The following is a 16907-nucleotide window of genomic DNA, read 5'->3' as shown; positions in this document are numbered from 1 at the left end:
TCGGGCCGTCAGCTCGAGGGGACGGTGAGGATGAGCGCGTCACCCTGGCCGCCGCCGCCGCAAAGGGCCGCGGCACCGGTGCCGCCACCGCGGCGCTTGAGCTCGAGGGCGAGCGTGAGGACGACGCGGGCGCCGGACATGCCGAGCGGGTGCCCGACCGCGATGGCGCCACCGTTGGGGTTGACCCGGTCGGCGTCGATGCCGAGCTCCTTGGTCGAGGCCAGACCCACAGCGGCGAACGCCTCGTTGATCTCGACGACGTCGAGGTCGGCCGGCGCGATGCCGGCGCGGTCGCAGGCCTTCTTGATGGCGTTGGCCGGCTGGCTCTGCAGGCTGGAGTCCGGGCCGGCCACGACGCCGTGGGCGCCGATCTCGGCGAGCCAGGTGAGGCCGAGCTCCTCGGCGCGCGACTTCTTCATGACCACGACGGCGCAGGCGCCGTCGGAGATCTGCGACGCGGAGCCGGCGGTGATCGTGCCGTCCTTGGCGAACGCCGGGCGCAGCTTCGACAGCGACTCCGTCGTCGTGTCGGCGCGGATGCCCTCGTCCTCCTTGAACTCGACCGGGTCACCCTTGCGCTGCGGGATCGAGACGGGGACGACCTCGTCGTCGAAGTAGCCGTCCTTCCAGGCCTTGGCGGCGTTCTGGTGGCTGCGGGCGGCGAAGGCGTCCTGCTCCTCGCGGGTGAAGGCGCTCGCGTCGACGTTGTTGGCCTCGGTGAGCGAGCCCATCGCCTGATTCGTGAGGATGTCGTAGAGGCCGTCGAAGGCCATCGAGTCCTGAAGAGTGACGTCGCCGTACTTGTAGCCGTCGCGGCTCTTGGGCAGCAGGTGCGGCGCGTTGGTCATCGACTCCTGGCCACCGGCGACGACGACGTCGAACTCGCCCGCGCGCACGAGCTGGTCGGCGAGCGCGATGGCGTCGAGACCCGACAGGCAGACCTTGTTGACGGTGAGGGCCGGGACGCTCATCGGGATGCCAGCCTTGACCGCGGCCTGGCGGGCGGGGATCTGCCCCTCGCCGGCCGTGAGGACCTGGCCCATGATGACGTAGTCGACGTCCTCGGGCTTGACCCCGGACTTCTCCAGAGCGCCCTTGATGGCGAAGCCGCCGAGGTCCGAGCCACTGAAGCCCTTGAGGCTCCCGCTCATCCGTCCCATCGGGGTGCGGGCTCCCGCGACGATGACAGTGGGGTCGGTGTTCGGGGTCGAGGCGGTGCTCACTGCGGATCCTCCAACGTCGGTGTCGGGCTGGTCGCCCAGTTCGTCTCCGATGCTAGTTCCTGCGGCTTCGCGGCCCCACCCCCGCTGTGACCGATGTCCCGTAGGTGTCCATCACCACACCCGCAACACCTGTATGCCGTGCGCTCGCCTCCCTAGGCTCCCCTCCATGAGCGAGACACACGGGCACGCGGCGGTCGCCGGGCTCTTCACGGCGATCGACCACGTCGGCGTCGCGGTGCGGGACCTCGACGAGGCGATCGCGTTCTACCGCGACACCTACGGGATGACCCTCGCGCACGAGGAGGTCAACGAGGAGCAGGGCGTCCGCGAGGCGATGATGGCTGTCGGTGACTCCGGCTCGCACGTGCAGCTGCTCGCGCCCCTGTCCCCCGAGTCGACGATCGCCAAGTTCCTCGATCGCTCCGGCCCGGGCGTGCAGCAGGTCGCCTACCGGGTCGAGGACATCGACGCCGTGAGCGCGACCCTGCGCGAGCGCGGCCTGCGTCTGCTCTACGACGAGCCCAAGCGCGGCACCTCCGACAGCCGGGTGAACTTCATCCACCCCAAGGACGCCGGCGGCATCCTCGTCGAGCTCGTCGAGCCCGCCGCCCACCCCCACTGACTGCCCGTTCCAGCGCCGGCCCCACCCACTGACTGCCAGATCCAGCGCCGGCCCCACCCACTGATTGCCCGTTCCAGCGCACACCGCCCGCCCTTCGCACACACGACCCAAGGAGCACGACGACCCATGGACCAGATCCGCGACGCCATCCTCAGCGGGGACCGCACCGAGGAGACCTACGCGAACCTCTCCATCCCGCAGACCTACCGTGCGGTGACCGTGCACAAGGACGAGGTCGACATGTTCGAGGGGCTCGCGTCCCGCGACAAGGACCCGCGCAAGTCGCTGCACGTCGACGACGTGCCGGTGCCCGAGCTTGCCCCGGGTGAGGCGCTCGTTGCCGTCATGGCCAGCGCGATCAACTACAACACCGTGTGGACCTCGATCTTCGAGCCGGTCTCGACGTTCGGCTTCCTCGAGCGCTACGGGCGCACTTCCGAGTACGCCAAGCGCCACGACCTGCCCTACCACGTCGTCGGCTCCGACCTCGCCGGCGTCGTGCTCCGCACCGGCCCCGGCGTCGGCAAGTGGAAGCCGGGCCAGGAGGTCGTCGCCCACTGCCTCAGCGTCGAGCTCGAGGACGCGGACGGCCACAACGACACGATGCTCGACCCGCAGCAGCGCATCTGGGGCTTCGAGACGAACTTCGGCGGTCTCGCCGAGCTTGCCATCGTCAAGGCCAACCAGCTCATGCCCAAGCCCACCCACCTCTCGTGGGAGGAGGCGGCCTCGCCCGGTCTCGTGAACAGCACGGCATACCGGCAGCTCATCTCCAAGAACGGCGCCGCGCTCAAGCTCGGTGACCGCGTCCTCATCTGGGGCGCCTCCGGTGGCCTCGGCTCCTACGCGACCCAGATGGCGCTCGCCGCCGGCGCCACCCCCATCTGCGTCGTCTCCTCGCCCGAGAAGGCCCAGATTTGCCGCGACATGGGCGCCGAGCTCATCATCGACCGCAACGCCGAGGGCTACCGGTTCTGGAACGACGACAACACCGCCCAGGACCCCAAGGAGTGGCAGCGTCTGGGCAAGAAGATCCGCGAGCTCACCGGTGGCCACGACGTCGACATCGTCTTCGAGCACCCGGGCCGCGAGACCTTCGGCGCCAGCGTCTACGTCGCACGCAAGGGCGGCACCATCGTCACCTGCGCCTCGACCTCGGGCTACATGCACGAGTACGACAACCGCTACCTCTGGATGAACCTCAAGAACATCCTCTCCTCGCACTTCGCGAACTACCGCGAGGCGTGGGAGGCCAACGCCCTCATCGACCGCGGCCTCATCCACCCGACCCTGTCGAAGACCTACACGATGGACGAGGTCGGCCAGGCCGCCCTCGACGTCCACAAGAACGCTCACCAGGGCAAGGTCGGCGTCCTCACCCTCTCCCCCGAACCGGGCCTCGGCGTCTCCGACCCCGAGAAGCGCGCCCGCTTCGAGACCGAGATCAACCGCTTCCGCGACGCCTGACCCCTCCCACCCCGACTTATTGCCCAGTGGGACACACGGTCGGCGGCCTGAGCCGCCGACCGTGTGTCCCACTGGGGCAATAAGTCGTTCGGTCGGTTACTGGTGGCGCTGGCGCGGAACGAGTACCTCGTCCACGAGCAGCAGAGCAGCCGCAGCAACCGGGATGGCGAGGAGCGCTCCGAGGACCCCGAGCAACGTCCCACCCGCGAGCGCGGCGACGACGGTGACGGCGCCGGGCACCGACACCGTGCGCTGCATGATCCGCGGGGCGATGACGTAGTTCTCGATCTGCTGGTAGACCAAGTAGTAGATGCCGGCGATGAGAGCGGAGCGCGGCTCGTCGAAGAACGCGACGAGGCAGACGAGCGCGGCGCCGAGCGTGGCACCCACCATGGGGATGAGGCCGAGGAAGCCGACGAGCACGGCGAGCACCGCGGCATACGGGATGCCCAGCAGGCTCATCATCACGTAGCTCAGCACCGCGTTGACCGTCGCGATCGCGACCTGGCCGATGGCGTAGGACCCGGTGCGCCGCATGATCTCCTCGCTGAGCTGCGCGATGCGGTTGCGGCGGCTGGCGGGGACCATCGAGTAGGCGACGCGCTTCATCTTGGGCAGCGAGGCGAGGAAGTAGAGCGTGAGGATGAGGATCGTGAAGGTCTGGAACACGCCGTTGACGACGGCGCGACCGGCGCCGAGCACTCCACCGAGGACCGAGCCGATGAACGTCTCGTCGGTGAGCCGCTTGTTGAACTCCTCCTGGATCTTGTCGACGACGTCGTAGTTCTTGTCGAGCTCCTGCACCCAGCTCGCGTTGAGGATCCGGTCGACGTAGTTGGGGGCCTGCTGGACGAGCTCGCCGCCCTGGGTGATGACCGGCGGGAAGACGAGGAGACCGAGCAGGGTGAAGACGACGATGAGGCCGACGAAGACGAGGCCGACCGAGAGCGAGCGCCGCATCCCGCGACGGCCGAGCCACTCGACGATGGGGTTGAGCGCGAGCGTGAGGAAGAGGGCGACGACGAGGATCGTCAGCGTCGTGGCGATGCGACCGAGCGAGTGCCAGAGGCCGATGGCGAGGAGGGCGCCGAGCGCGCCGACGAAGCCGAGGTAGAACGGCGAGTGCCGGTTGATCGGTCGGCCCATCTCCCCGAACTGGGTGGTCCCGGTCGACGCCGCCGTCGCGGTCGCGGGCGGGGCCGCGGCCGAGCCCGCGCTCGCGCTCGCGCTCGCGCCACCAGCGTCGCTGTCCGGGGGTGAACCCTCGCCGCCGTCGACCGGTCCCGGCTCCTGCTCGACGCCGTCAGCGCCGAGCAGGTCGGCGAGCAGGCTGCGCTCGAGGTGCTCGTCCTCGTGGTGGATGCGGTTGCTCTCGCGCAGCGCGGCACGCTGGCGGGTGCGGTACGCCCGCCAGCTGCGCACGGAGTTCTTGCCCCAGGTCAGGTTCACGTCGCCTCCACGCCGTCACCCTAGACGGCGCCCACCCGCAGCTCAGCGGTACGCGCCGGGCGGATGGCGACGCTCACGGGCGGCCCAGCACCCGGTGTGCCAGTGCCGCCGGTCACCCACGCCACCGACGCCCTCCTCGGGCCACGCCACGACGTGCGGCGTCCCGGGGTGGATGTCCTGCTCGCACCCGGGGCAGAGATAGGTCCGGTCGGAGGACTCCCCGGTGAGCCGACGGACGGTCCAGCGCTGGCCGGCATACGACTCGGTCGTCGTCATCCCGCGACCGAGACGCCCGAGCGCGAGCGGCACGTCGTCCCGGCGGCGTCGGTTGGAGCGGGGCATGGCACCAGTCTCGCGCGGTGCCCACCGTCCACGCACACGGGGACGGTCCCGCAGCCGGTGGGAGCTGCGGGACCGTCCGGTCGTGACTGCGTCAGGCGGTGGCGACCGCGGGGGTGCGACGGGTCGCGCCGACCTCCTCCTCGACGGGGACCCGCCGGAGGTGCAGGAAGCCGAGCAGGCTCAGCACGAGCATCCCGAGGGCGCCGGCGAAGCTGGCCCAGGCGGCGTACATCGCGATCTTGCCCATGGTCCCGAAGGCGTAGGCGTTGAGGAGCAGGCCGCGCAGGGTCTCACCGCGGAAGGCGAGCTGGACGAGGCCGGCGGCCTTCTCGTCGTCCGGGTTGGCGCGCGAGATGGTGCTCAGCTCCGAGTAGGTCTTGCCACCGGTCGACTCCTCGAGGTGGACCTTGATGTAGTGGTCGGCGTAGGCCTTGGCCTGGTCGCCGGTGAGGAGCTGCTGGCCGGCGTACTTCTCGAGGAAGGGCTTGACCGCCGGGTCGTTGAGCTGGTCACTGCCCTTCTCGGGGAAGTAGATGTTCTGCGCCGCGAGCTGGGTGCGGACGTTGTCGCCCACGAAGTTGTTGGCCCAGGTGAGGAGCCCGCCTGCCACCAACAGGACGATGGCGACGATCAGGCCGCCCGTCGTGAGCAGTGCATCCAAGGTGCGTCGTCGCATGGTGGTCCTGACCTCTTCTGGGCTCTCGCCCCTGGTGGTGTGTGCCTGTCTGGCACAACCACTTTCGCGTGCAGAGGGGGTCGGGCATCAGGGACCATGGTCCCGGGTACGGGACGGTTCAACGAGATCCGCGTCACACGGCTGCGCGACGTGCACGAGAGGCCGTCAGGCCTTCACGCGCGCGCTCGTCGGGTCGTACATCGGGCGGATCGACACCGTCGCAGGCACGCGCGTCCCGGCGACGTCGACCTCCCACTCCCCGTCGTCGAGCCAGGCCTTCGTGACCGGACCCTCGCCGGTGACCGCAGCGAGACCGACCGCGCCACCGAGCGTCCAGCCGTAGGACGCCGAACGGACGTCGCCCACGGCAACACCGTTGCGCCACACCACTTCTGCCCCGAACATCAGCGGCTCGGGGTCGGTGAGCAGCACCTGGACGAGCTTGTCGTGGCGCGGCATCTCGCGCTCCGCGAGCACCGCCTCGCGCCCGACGAACTCGGTGTCGAGGTCGACGGCGAAACCGAGCCCGGCCATCTGCACCGTGTCGGTGTTGTCGATGTCGTGTCCGTAGTCGCGGTACGCCTTCTCGAGCCGCAACGACCCGAGCGCACGCAGGCCCACCGGCACCAGCCCGTATGCCGTGCCCTCCTCGCGCAGCGCCCTCCAGACCGTGGCGGCGTCCTCTCGCGGGAGGTACAGCTCGTAGCCGAGCTCGCCGACGTAGGTGATGCGCACGCAGAGCAGCTCGACGCCGGCGAGGGTGATCGTGCGGGCGCTCCGGAAGGGAAAGGCCTCGTTCGAGAGGTCGGCGTCGGTGAGGGCGGCGAGCACCTCGCGCGAGCGCGGGCCCTGCACGTTGAGCTGGCCGGTCGCCTCGGTGACGTCCTCGACGGCGACGTCGGCCTCACCGATCTGGCGGTTGAGCCAGGCGAGCGTGTGGCCGTGCGCGGTGTCGGACGCGACGACGAGGAAGTCGCCCTCCCCGCGCTTGGTCACGGTGAGGTCGGCCTCGATGCCACCGTCCGGCCCGAGCCACTGGGTGTAGGTGATCCGGTCGACGTCGCCGTCGACGTGCCCCGCGCTGACCCGCTCGAGCACGGCGCCCGCGTCGGCTCCAGTCACCCGGAACGTCGCCATGAACGACATGTCGATGAGGCCGACGCTCTCGCGCACCGCCCGGTGCTCGGCCCCCCAGCGCTCGAACCACGGCCGGCGTCCCCACGACGGGGTGACGCTCGGCGTGCGGCCGTCACCGGCATACCAGTCGGCGCTCTCCCAGCCGGAGACGTCCTTGAGCCGCGCGCCGGCGGCGACCATCTCGTCATGGACGGGTGAGACGAAGGTGCCGCGGCCGGTGAGCAGCTCGATGCCGGGGGTGTGCGCGGCATAGGTCTTGCCGAGGACCTCGGTGACGCGGTCGCGGCGGTAGTCGCGGTGCAGCTGGTGCGGCATGAAGCGGGCGACGTCGATGCCCGTGACGTCGACGTCGGGGCGACCGCTCGAGATCCACTGCGCGACAAGGCGTCCGAGGCCACCGCTGCTGAGGATGCCGACCGAGTTGAGGCCCGCGGCGACGAAGTAGCCCTGCAACCCGGGCGCCTCGCCGACCGCCGGGAGCCGGTCGGGCGTGAACGACTCCGGCCCGCAGAAGAAGGTCCGCACGCCCGCGTCGAGCGTCACCGGGACGCGCGACATCGCGGTCTCGAGGGCCGGCGCCATCCGCTCCCAGTCCGGCGGCAGGGTGCCGAACGAGAAGTCCTCCGGTATGCCGTCGAGGCTCCACGCGGCCGCCTCCGGCTCGAAGAGACCGACCATCATGCCGCCGCCCTCCTCGCGGTAGTAGCCGTAGCGGGCGGGATCCTCGAAGACCGGCCCGTCGGGGTCCAGACCGGGGATCGTGTCGGTGATGAGGTAGTAGTGCTCCGCCGCCTGGTTGGGGATGACGACGCCGTGCCGCTCCCCCAGCTGGCGCGCCCACATCCCGGCACAGTTGACGACCGTCTCGCACTCGATGTCCCCAACACTGGTGCGCACCCCGGTGACGCGAGGCAGGGCGCCGTCGGTGCGGGTGACGACGTCGCCCACGGTCACGCCCTCGACGATGCGCACGCCGAGGTTGCGCGCGCCGCGGGCCAGCGACATCGTGAGGTCGACCGGGTTGACCCGACCGTCACCGGGGACGTGGAAGCCGGCGAGGAGGCCGTCCATGTCGGCGTGCGGGAAGAGGTCGGCCATCTCGCGGGTGCCGATCTCGTCGACCTCGAGCCCGAGCCGACGCTGGAACGCGGCGACGCGCCGGTACTCCTCGAGACGGTCGGTGTCCCCCACCGCCTCGACGAGCCCGACCGGGCGGAAGCCTGTCGACAGCCCGGTCTCGGCCTCGAGGCGGGCGAAGAGGTCCCGGGAGTACAGCCGGACGTTCGTCAGCGTCTCGCTCGTCGTGCCTAAGCAGGTCATGAGCCCGGCGGCGTGCCACGTCGTCCCGCTCGTGAGGCGGTCCCGCTCGACGAGCACGACGTCGGTGACCCCCTCGTGTGCGAGGTGGTAGGCGATCGAGGTGCCGATGACGCCGCCGCCGATGATGACGACGCGCGCCCGGGCCGGAAGCTGCTGCGCTGCACTCACACGCGGAGGCTACCCATGCGAGGTGGGCGGACGGCATACGAGCTGGTGGGGGGCCCGGTGGACGATCAGGGCGCACCGAGATCGGGCAGCCTGCACGGATCGGACCCCGAAGCCTGCCGTCTGCCAGATCTCGACGTCGCACACGCAGATCAGGCGAGCCTCAGCCCGTCCGGGTCGACCCCGAGGTGGTGACCGAGACGCCGCAGCAGAGCGATCCGTCGGTGGCGCTGGAACACGTCCTCCGCCCAGATCTCGACGACGGTCCAGCCCTCGTCCTCGGCCAGGCTGCGCCGGGCGACGTCATGGCTGCGCTGGCGGCGTCCGCCATGGTGCTCGCCCTGGTACTCCGCGACGACGCGCTGGTCACGCCAGACGAGGTCACCCTCGAGGATCCACCCCCCGGCACCGAAGACGGCACCGTTGAGCTCGGGCTCGGGCAGCCCGCCACGCAAGACGAGCAGCCGGGTCACGGTCTCCATCGGCGACCTTGCCCCGACCCGGGCGAGGTGCAGGGCCTCGCGCAGCCGTCGCGCGCCGCGCGGACTGGTGCGACGCGACAGCGCCTCTGCCAGCACCTCGCGGCGATCGGGACGGGCACCGCCCTCCCGCTCCAGGTGGTGCCGGGCGACGGCCTGCCACTCCTCCTCCCCCGGCCGCACGACGACCCGCTCGGCCAGGGCCATGAGGACGGCGTCGGTGACGACGACGAGGTCATCGACCGGGAGGGACCGAGGCGTGCCCACTGCGGCGAGGTCGACCCACGTGTCGGCGAGACCGGTGACGGGCAGTCCAGCTGCGAGGACGACATCGCGGCTCTCGAGACCGCGGTGGCCGCGACACCCCGCGCGCTCCACCGGCGGCCGGGCGGAGTCCCGCATGACGTCGAGCTCGACCACCTCCGATGTCCAGCGTGGGAGCGGCAGCCCGAGCAACCGGGCGGCCGTGAGGTGGCTGAAGACGACGTCGTCCGGCAATGCGAGGCGGAAGGCGGCGCAGGTCTCGGCCAGACCCTCCAGAGGCGTGGCAGAGCGCACCTCCTGCGTGACCCGGACGAGATGGGGGCGGCGCCACTGCGATGTGCTCAGCCCTCGGGCGCGTGCGTCGCTGAGCAAGGTGGGGCCGGTGAGGAGCGGACGGCGCGCGGGCATGCGTCCAGCCTGTCGCAGGCCGCCGATCCGCCCGGGCCGTCATCCACAGGCGCGTCGAGATCGGGCAGACGGCACGATTCCGGTCGGCGAACATGCCGTCCGCCCGATCTCGACGTGGTGCTGCGCCGTGCGGTCAGGCGTAGGTGCGGAAGCCGCGCCCCGTCTTGCGCCCGAGGTAGCCCGCCGTCACGAGGTGTTCGAGCAGCGGCGCGGGGGCGTAGCCCGGCTCGCGGAACTCGATGTAGAGCTCGCGCTCGATGGCGAGCGACACGTCGAGCCCGACGACGTCGAGCAGCTCGAACGGACCCATCGGCAGCCCACAACCGGTCTTCATCGCCGTGTCGATGTCGTCGGCGCTGGCGTAGTTGGCCGAGAGCATCTTGATGGCGTCGTTGAGGTAGGGGAAGAGGAGCGCGTTGACGATGAAGCCCGAGCGGTCGCCGCAGGTCACCGGGTGCTTGCCGATCTCGCGGCACAGCTCCTGCACGGTCGCGACAACGTCGTCGCCGGTCGACACGGTGTGCACGACCTCGACGAGCTTCATGACCTGGGCCGGGTTGAAGAAGTGCATCCCGACGACGTCCTCGGGACGCGAGGTCACCTTGGCGCAGTCGATGATCGGCAGCGACGAGGTCGTCGTGGCGAGGATGGCGCCGGGCTTGCAGATCTTGTCGAGCTCGGCGAAGAGCTCCTGCTTGATCTCGAGGTCCTCGGCGATCGCCTCGACGACGAGGTCGACCTCGGCGAGGTCGGAGCGCGACGTGGACGGGTGGAGGCGCGCGAGGAGGGCGTCGGCCTCGTTTTGGGTGGCCCGGCCCTTCTCGACCGCGCGCGCCTGCGACTTCTCGATGGCGGTGCGGACACCGGTGAGCCGCTCCTCGGTGCGCGCGACGTAGGTGACCTGCTTGCCCGCCTTGGCGAAGACCTCGATGATTCCGGTCGCCATGGTGCCCGAACCGACGACGCCGACCGAGCTCACCTCGCGCAGCGTGACACCCTCGCCGTGGCCCTCGGTAGGCGTGTGCGCGTCCGCGACGACCTCGGGCGAGCCGGCCGCGGCGTACGTGTAGAAGCCGCGTCCCGTCTTGCGGCCCTTGAGCCCCGCGGACACCATCTGCTTGATGATCGGGCTCGGTGCGTGGAGCCGGTCGCGCCCCTGCTTGTACATCGTGTCGAGGATCTCGTATGCCGTGTCGAGACCAATGAGGTCGAGCAGGGCGAGCGGTCCCATCGGGTAGCCGCAGCCGAGCTTCATCGCGGCGTCGATGTCCTCGCGCGTGGCGTAGCGGCTCTCGAACATCGACACCGCGTGGTTGAGGTAGCCGAAGAGCAGGGCGTTGGCGATGAACCCGGCCTTGTCACCGACGATGACCGGCTTCTTGCCGAGCCGCTCCGCGAGCGCCTTGACGTCCTCGAAGACGTCGTCGGCGGTGATGACGGTGCGGATGACCTCGACGAACTGGAGGACCGGCGCCGGGTTGAAGAAGTGCATGCCGACGACGCGCATCGGGGTGCTCGTCGAGGCCGCGATCTCCGTGACCGGGAGCGAGGAGGTGTTCGTCGCGAGGATGGCGTCCTTGGCGACGATCCCGTCGAGCTCGGCGAAGATCTCCTTCTTGAGGTCGAGGTGCTCCGGGACGGCCTCGACGACGAGCTGGCAGTCGGCGAGGGCGTCGAACCCGGTCGCGTAGGTGACGTGCGCGTGGAGGGCGTCGTGGGCGGCCTGGTCGATCTTGCCGCGGTCGAGGGCGCGCCCCGTCGACTTGGCGAGGAACGAGCGTCCACGCTCGACCGCCGCGTCGTCGGCGTCGACGGCGACGACGTCGATCCCGTTGCGCGCGAACACCTCCACGATGCCGGCACCCATGGTGCCCAGTCCGATGACGCCTACCCTGGTGAACTCGCGTGACATGGTCGGAAGTCTCCCAGACCCCGTCTGCCGTGGGGACCGCCACCGGGCGTGAGAGTCCTCACCAGGCGAAGCCCGAGGCGAGCAGGGCCGACTCCGTCGAGAAGCGCTGCTCGCGGCTCATCCCGCGGCTCGCCCCGGCCGGCGGCCGCACGCCCAGCTCGCTGCAGGCCCGCAGCAGGCCGTCGTCATAGGCGAGCAGAGCCGCCCTGAGGTGCAGGGCCTTGGCCGGACGGTCACTGTCGGAGATCCGCTGGACCTGGTCGGACAGCCGGCGGAGCTGCGCGGCGAGGACGGGTACCGGCACGGGCTCCGGCCGCGGTCGCCGGTCGTCGCGCCACGCCTCGACGCGGTCGGTCACGGCGTTGTAGGGCCGGGGCGCCTGTCCGCTGGTGGCGTACCTGAGCACGGCCCACGCGGCGTCGAGGGCGAGGACCACCCGGGCGGTCACTGCTGCGTAGACGGGCAGGTAGGTCACGGGCGCTCACCTCTGCCCTCGAGCCTGCGCCGCTGGTGTGGCGAGGGCAACCCTGCCGTTAGGGTGACCCGGTGCGAGTGGTGATTGCGACGTGCAGTGTCGACTACGACGGGCGCCTGACGGCCCACCTGCCGCTCGCGACCCGGTTGCTCATGGTCAAGGCCGACGGCTCCGTGCTCATCCACTCCGACGGCGGCTCCTACAAGCCGCTCAACTGGATGTCGCCGCCGTGCGCGATGGCGGAGGTCGAGCCCGACGAGACCGAGGTCGCCGACGGCGTGACAGCCGTGTGGGTCGTCCAGCACGCCAAGTCCGAGGACCGCCTCCGGGTGCGCCTGCACGAGGTCCACAGCGACACCAGCCACGAGCTCGGCGTCGACCCCGGGCTCGTCAAGGACGGTGTCGAGGCCCACCTCCAGAAGCTCCTCGCCGAGCACATCACCACGCTCGGTGACGGCTGGACCCTGACCCGCCGCGAGTACATGACGCCGATCGGCCCGGTCGACATCCTCTGCAAGGACGCCTCGGGTGCCACCGTCGCCGTCGAGATCAAGCGACGCGGCGAGATCGACGGTGTCGAGCAGCTCACCCGCTACCTCGAGCTCATGAACCGCGACCCGCACCTCGCCCCGGTCACCGGCATCTTCGCGGCCCAGCAGATCAAGCCGCAGGCGCGCACGCTCGCAGAGGACCGCGGCATACGCTGCGTCGTCCTCGACTACGACGACCTCAAGGGCATCGACAACAGCGAGCACCGGCTCTTCTAGACCACCGAGCGGTCGGCACTCCCCGGCCACGACACGACGCTCACGTCGTCGGCGTCGATCGCGATCTCGGCGACGGCGCAGTTGGGCAGGAACATCTGCGCGGCGAGGTCGCTGCGCACGTTGCGCCCCATCCGCGGCAGCGCGAACGACATGACCCCGCCGTGGCTGATGACGAGCGCAGTCTCGCCGCGGTGCAGATCGGCGATCTCCCCCAGGGCCTCGCGGTAGCGCTCGAGGACCTGCTCGCCGCTCTCGCCACCGGGAATGAACGTGCCGAGGTGCCCGGCCTTCCACGCCTCGAAGACACCGAGCAGCTCGGGGTCGTCGTGGTCGCGGCCCGCGAGCGCGCCCACCGAGAACTCCTCGAGCCCGCGCACGACCCGTGACGTCACTCCGAGCTCGTCCGCGGCGATGACCCCCGTCTCGACGGCACGCTGCAGAGGGCTGGTGTAGACGGCGGCGACCCGTCGTCCCGCCAGCGACGTCGCGAGTGCCTGCACCTGCGCCCTGCCCTTGTCGGTGAGCCAGCCCCCGTCGTCGGACAGCACCCGGGCGTGGGGGTAGTCGGCGTCGCCGTGGCGCGCCACGAGCAGGGTTGCGGCACACTGCAGATCGCTCACGCCTCCACCATCCCATGTGGTCCCGGAGATCCGCCCGTATGCCGTCCGCCCCCGAATCCGGTCGACAGCGGCTTCGCGACCCTGCTTGGCTGTCGTGCGTGAGCACCGACCCCCGTACCGACGACCTCCACATCGACACCCTCGACCTCGACGACACCGGCGAGCCGGCCCGGGCGCGGGTGAAGGGCTGGACCGAGGCGATGCTCCGCTCGTTCCACGAGCAGTCCCCGAGTGACGACTACTTCGAGAAGTGGCTCGCGGTCCAGCGCGCCGAGAAGGCGGTGCTGCGCGGGGTGTGGGAACGGGCGGACCTCCCCCTCGCGGGGCCCGTCCCGGTGGCGACCTTCGGCTTCTTCGACAAGCACCTCAACACCGGCGCGGCGATGCTCGTCGTCCGGATGATCACCGACGTCACGGTCTCACCGACGCACCGGCGTCGCGGGATCATGCGCCGGCTCATGACCGAGCACCTCGACGAGGCCGCTCGAGACGGACGGCCGGTCGCCGTGCTCACCGCGTCCGAGGGCGCGATCTACCAGCGGTTCGGGTTCGGTGTGGCGACGACCGAGCAGGCGGTGCGCATCGACACGTCCGCGAAGTTCCGGCTGCGCGCACCCGTCGCCGACGGGGGACGGGTCGTTCTCGTCGACCCGGCGTCGGGCTGGGAGGCGATGCGCACGGCATACGAGCGCTTCCACGAGGTGACCCGGGGCAGCCTGGAGCGGCCGTCCTACTACGAGACCTGGCTGCGCGGCTACGACTGGGAGGCGCAGAGCGACGACCGCGCGCAGCGCATCGCGGTGCGTCTCGACGCCGACGGCGAGCCCGACGGCTTCGTCGTGTGGGCCGTCAAGGAGGTCGACGACTCCTACGAGGTCCGTGTGCGCGACCTCATCGGTGTGACGCCGCAGGCGCGGATCGCCCTGTGGCAGTTCGTCGCCGACATCGACCTCGCCGACGTCGCCGTCGCCACGACACCGAACCTCGCCCCGCTCCCGCTCGCTCTCGTCGACCAGCGCGTGCTCACGGTGCGGCAGCGCCCCGACCACGTGTGGGTCCGGGTGCTCGACGTCGTGGCCGCGCTCGAGGCGCGCCCGTGGTTCGCCGACGACGTTCTCGTCGTGCGCGTCCACGACCCGCTGGGCCATGCCGACGGGGCGTTCACCGTGGGCGTCGCCGACGGCCGGGCGACGGTCACCCCGGCCACCCCGGACACCCCGGTCGCCGACGACGCGGACGAGAGGGCCGACGTGGAGCTCGACGTCGAGACGCTCGGCTCGCTCTACCTCGGCGGCGTGCGGGTCCCGGCCCTCGTGGACGCCGGGCGGGTCGCCGGGTCACCGGAGGCGCTGGAGCGCTTCGCCGCGATGACGGACGGTGGGCCCGAGCCCCGCTGCGCGACCCACTTCTGACCCACCATTCCCGCCCGAAGTGGGTTCCGTGCACTGCGGAGCGGAACTGTCGCCGCCCACAGTGCACTCTTCCCACCCGCAGTGGCACGCCCGACGCGGTTGCGGGCAGGTCGGACCGGTCAGACCGGGGTTGGCTTCGCGGTCTCCGTATGCCGTGACTCGCGGATGACGTCGACGAACCTGCTCATGATGTCGTTGAGCCCGAAGTCCTTCGGCGTGAAGACCTCGGCGACCCCGAGTGACTTGAGGCGAGCCGCGTCGGACTCGGGGATGATCCCGCCAACGATGACGGGGATGTCGCCGGCGCCCGCGTCGCGCAGCCGCTCCAGGACCTCGGGCACGAGCTCCATGTGCGAGCCGGACAGGATCGAGATGCCGACGAGGTGGACGTCCTCGGACACGGCGGCGGCGACGATCTGCTCGGGCGTCAGCCTGATGCCCTGGTAGATCACCTCGAACCCGGCGTCACGGGCGCGTACCGCGATCTGCTCGGCGCCGTTGGAGTGGCCGTCGAGGCCGGGCTTGCCGACGAGGACGCGCAGGGTCTCGCCCAGCTCGTCGCGCAGGGCACCGACCCGTTCCCGCACGGCGGCGAGCTCGGCGCCCGCGGCGCCACCGGTGAGCCCGACCGAGCCCGTGACCCCGGTGGGCGCCCGGAACTCGCCGAAGACGTCGCGCAGCGCCTGCGCCCACTCCCCCGTCGTCACCTCGGCGCGCGCGCACTCGATCGAGGCCTCCATGAGGTTCTCGTCGGTCGCGGCGGCCTCGCGCAGGCGGGCCAGGGCGGCAGCGGCCCGGTCACGTCGCTGCGGGTCGGCATCGCGCTGCTCGCGCCACCGGCGAACGGCGGCGGCCGCCGCCTCCTCGACTCCGGCGTCGACCGTCTGGATGGCGGTGTCGAGGTCGGCGGTGAGCGGGTTGGGCTCGGTCGTCTCGAACTTGTTGACACCGACGATGACGTCCTCGCCGGCCTCGATCCGCTGGCGCCGCAGCGCGTGCGAGGCCACGAGGGCCGACTTCATGTAGCCGCTCTCGACGGCGGCGACGGCGCCGCCCATCTCCTGCACGCGGTCGATCTCTGCCTTGGCCCCCGCGACGAGCTCGGCGACCTTGGCCTCGACGACGGTCGACCCGGCGAAGAGGTCGTCGTACTCGAGCAGGTCGGACTCGAAGGCCAGCACCTGCTGCATCCGCAGCGACCACTGCTGGTCCCACGGACGCGGGAGGCCGAGCGCCTCGTTCCACGCGGGCAGCTGGACGGCCCGGGCACGGGCATCCTTCGACAGCGTGACGGCGAGCATCTCGAGGACGATGCGCTGGACGTTGTTCTCGGGCTGGGCCTCGGTGAGACCGAGCGAGTTCACCTGCACGCCGTAGCGGAAGCGGCGCTGCTTGGCGTCGGTGACGCCGTAGCGCTCGCGGGTCAACTCGTCCCACAGCTCGACGAAGGCGCGCATCTTGCACATCTCCTCGACGAACCGGACTCCGGCGTTGACGAAGAAGGAGATCCGGGCGACGACCTCACCGAACCGCTCCGGCGGCACCTGGCCGGCGTCGCGCACCGCGTCGAGGACGGCGATCGCCGTCGACATCGCGTAGGCGATCTCCTGCACGGGCGTCGCGCCCGCCTCCTGCAGGTGGTAGCTGCAGATGTTGATCGGGTTCCACTTCGGGATCTCGGCGACGGTGTAGCTCACCATGTCCGTGATGAGCCGCAGCGACGGCGCCGGCGCGAAGACGTAGGTCCCGCGCGACAGGTACTCCTTGATGATGTCGTTCTGGGTCGTGCCGGCGAGCGCCTTGACGACGGTCGCCGGGTCCTCACCCGCAGCCTCGGCCTGGTCCTCGGCCGCGACCTGGTACATCGCGAGCAGCCACATCGCCGTGGCGTTGATCGTCATCGAGGTGTTCATCTGCCCGAGTGGGATCTCGTCGAACAGCGCCTTCATGTCGCCGATGTGCGAGATCGGCACGCCGACCTTGCCGACCTCGCCCCGGGCGAGGACGTGGTCGGGGTCGTAGCCCGTCTGCGTCGGCAGGTCGAAGGCCACCGAGAGCCCGGTCTGGCCCTTGTCGAGGTTGCGCCGGTAGAGCGCGTTCGATGCAGCGGCACTGGAGTGGCCGGCATACGTGCGCATGACCCAGGGGCGGTCGCGCTCGGGACGCGCG

14 protein-coding genes are annotated in these 16907 nt (G+C 70.8%); 4 read left to right on the top strand and 10 right to left on the bottom strand.

Annotation, left to right across the window (positions count from 1 at the left end):
* Window positions 1-8 precede the first annotated feature (8 nt).
* Entirely contained in the window at window positions 9-1223 is a 1215-nt protein-coding gene (locus tag ACSQ11_RS11040; RefSeq protein WP_436005305.1) for an acetyl-CoA C-acetyltransferase, read from the bottom strand.
* 166 nt (window positions 1224-1389) lie between these two features.
* Between ACSQ11_RS11040 and mce the strand changes: the two genes are divergently transcribed.
* Together mce and ccrA are read left to right on the top strand one after the other, a co-directional pair.
* Window positions 1390-1845, top strand: a complete 456-nt coding sequence (mce, locus tag ACSQ11_RS11035) for a methylmalonyl-CoA epimerase (protein ID WP_436005303.1) — start codon at window positions 1390-1392, stop codon at window positions 1843-1845.
* Between the two features lie 126 nt (window positions 1846-1971).
* Window positions 1972-3312, top strand: coding sequence for a crotonyl-CoA carboxylase/reductase (gene ccrA, locus ACSQ11_RS11030; RefSeq protein ID WP_436005301.1), 1341 nt, complete (start codon window positions 1972-1974; stop codon window positions 3310-3312).
* A 96-nt stretch (window positions 3313-3408) separates the two neighbouring features.
* Here ccrA and ACSQ11_RS11025 read toward each other — a convergent pair whose 3' ends face one another.
* The 7 genes from ACSQ11_RS11025 to ACSQ11_RS10995 form a co-directional block, all read right to left on the bottom strand.
* A complete protein-coding gene (locus tag ACSQ11_RS11025; protein ID WP_436005299.1) occupies window positions 3409-4761 on the bottom strand; it encodes an AI-2E family transporter in 1353 nt (450 codons plus the stop codon).
* Between the two features lie 42 nt (window positions 4762-4803).
* Window positions 4804-5103: a hypothetical protein gene (locus ACSQ11_RS11020; RefSeq protein WP_436005297.1), complete on the bottom strand. Its 300-nt coding sequence runs from the start codon at window positions 5101-5103 to the stop codon at window positions 4804-4806.
* 91 nt (window positions 5104-5194) lie between these two features.
* Window positions 5195-5779: a hypothetical protein gene (locus ACSQ11_RS11015; protein WP_436005295.1), complete on the bottom strand. Its 585-nt coding sequence runs from the start codon at window positions 5777-5779 to the stop codon at window positions 5195-5197.
* 165 nt (window positions 5780-5944) lie between these two features.
* Window positions 5945-8404, bottom strand: a complete 2460-nt coding sequence (locus ACSQ11_RS11010; RefSeq protein WP_436005293.1) for a GcvT family protein — start codon at window positions 8402-8404, stop codon at window positions 5945-5947.
* Between the two features lie 149 nt (window positions 8405-8553).
* On the bottom strand, window positions 8554-9552 hold the full coding sequence (locus tag ACSQ11_RS11005) for a hypothetical protein (protein ID WP_436005291.1): 999 nt from the start codon (window positions 9550-9552) through the stop codon (window positions 8554-8556).
* 133 nt (window positions 9553-9685) lie between these two features.
* Window positions 9686-11464 carry a 3-hydroxyacyl-CoA dehydrogenase family protein gene (locus tag ACSQ11_RS11000; protein WP_436005289.1) on the bottom strand — a complete coding sequence of 593 codons (1779 nt, stop codon included), beginning with the start codon at window positions 11462-11464 and terminating at the stop codon, window positions 9686-9688.
* A 58-nt stretch (window positions 11465-11522) separates the two neighbouring features.
* Complete coding sequence (locus ACSQ11_RS10995; protein WP_436005287.1) at window positions 11523-11939, bottom strand: hypothetical protein; 417 nt, start codon at window positions 11937-11939, stop codon at window positions 11523-11525.
* 71 nt (window positions 11940-12010) lie between these two features.
* Between ACSQ11_RS10995 and nucS the strand changes: the two genes are divergently transcribed.
* On the top strand, window positions 12011-12706 hold the full coding sequence (gene nucS / locus ACSQ11_RS10990; protein ID WP_436005285.1) for an endonuclease NucS: 696 nt from the start codon (window positions 12011-12013) through the stop codon (window positions 12704-12706).
* On the opposite strand, the gene ACSQ11_RS10985 is transcribed toward nucS, so the two are convergent.
* Window positions 12703-13326 (bottom strand): histidine phosphatase family protein, encoded by a 624-nt coding sequence (locus ACSQ11_RS10985; RefSeq protein ID WP_436005283.1) that lies wholly within the window; start codon window positions 13324-13326, stop codon window positions 12703-12705. The genes nucS and ACSQ11_RS10985 overlap by 4 nt on opposite strands.
* 98 nt (window positions 13327-13424) lie before the next feature.
* Here ACSQ11_RS10985 and ACSQ11_RS10980 point away from each other — a divergent pair, with 98 nt between their 5' ends.
* Window positions 13425-14738 (top strand): GNAT family N-acetyltransferase, encoded by a 1314-nt coding sequence (locus tag ACSQ11_RS10980; RefSeq protein ID WP_436005281.1) that lies wholly within the window; start codon window positions 13425-13427, stop codon window positions 14736-14738.
* Between the two features lie 119 nt (window positions 14739-14857).
* Here the strand turns inward: ACSQ11_RS10980 and ACSQ11_RS10975 are convergent, their stop codons facing one another.
* Complete coding sequence (locus tag ACSQ11_RS10975; protein ID WP_436006760.1) at window positions 14858-16876, bottom strand: protein meaA; 2019 nt, start codon at window positions 16874-16876, stop codon at window positions 14858-14860.
* Window positions 16877-16907 lie beyond the last annotated feature (31 nt).

The sequence above is a fragment of the Knoellia sp. LjRoot47 genome, from assembly GCF_964253435.1.
Taxonomy (GTDB): Bacteria; Actinomycetota; Actinomycetes; order Actinomycetales; family Dermatophilaceae; genus Knoellia.
Note: the sequence above shows the minus strand (reverse complement) of the source record. Positions and strands in the feature narration are given on the sequence as shown.

Excerpts from the sequence above, each read along its gene's own strand:
- ccrA (WP_436005301.1), top strand. The coding sequence starts at position 1,972 with ATGGACCAGATCCGCGACGCCATCCTCAGCGGGGACCGCACCGAGGAG.
- ACSQ11_RS10975 (WP_436006760.1), bottom strand. The coding sequence starts at position 16,876 with ATGCGCACGTATGCCGGCCACTCCAGTGCCGCTGCATCGAACGCGCTC.
- ACSQ11_RS11015 (WP_436005295.1), bottom strand. The coding sequence starts at position 5,779 with ATGCGACGACGCACCTTGGATGCACTGCTCACGACGGGCGGCCTGATC.
- mce (WP_436005303.1), top strand. The coding sequence starts at position 1,390 with ATGAGCGAGACACACGGGCACGCGGCGGTCGCCGGGCTCTTCACGGCG.
- ACSQ11_RS11020 (WP_436005297.1), bottom strand. The coding sequence starts at position 5,103 with ATGCCCCGCTCCAACCGACGCCGCCGGGACGACGTGCCGCTCGCGCTC.
- ACSQ11_RS11000 (WP_436005289.1), bottom strand. The coding sequence starts at position 11,464 with ATGTCACGCGAGTTCACCAGGGTAGGCGTCATCGGACTGGGCACCATG.
- ACSQ11_RS11005 (WP_436005291.1), bottom strand. The coding sequence starts at position 9,552 with ATGCCCGCGCGCCGTCCGCTCCTCACCGGCCCCACCTTGCTCAGCGAC.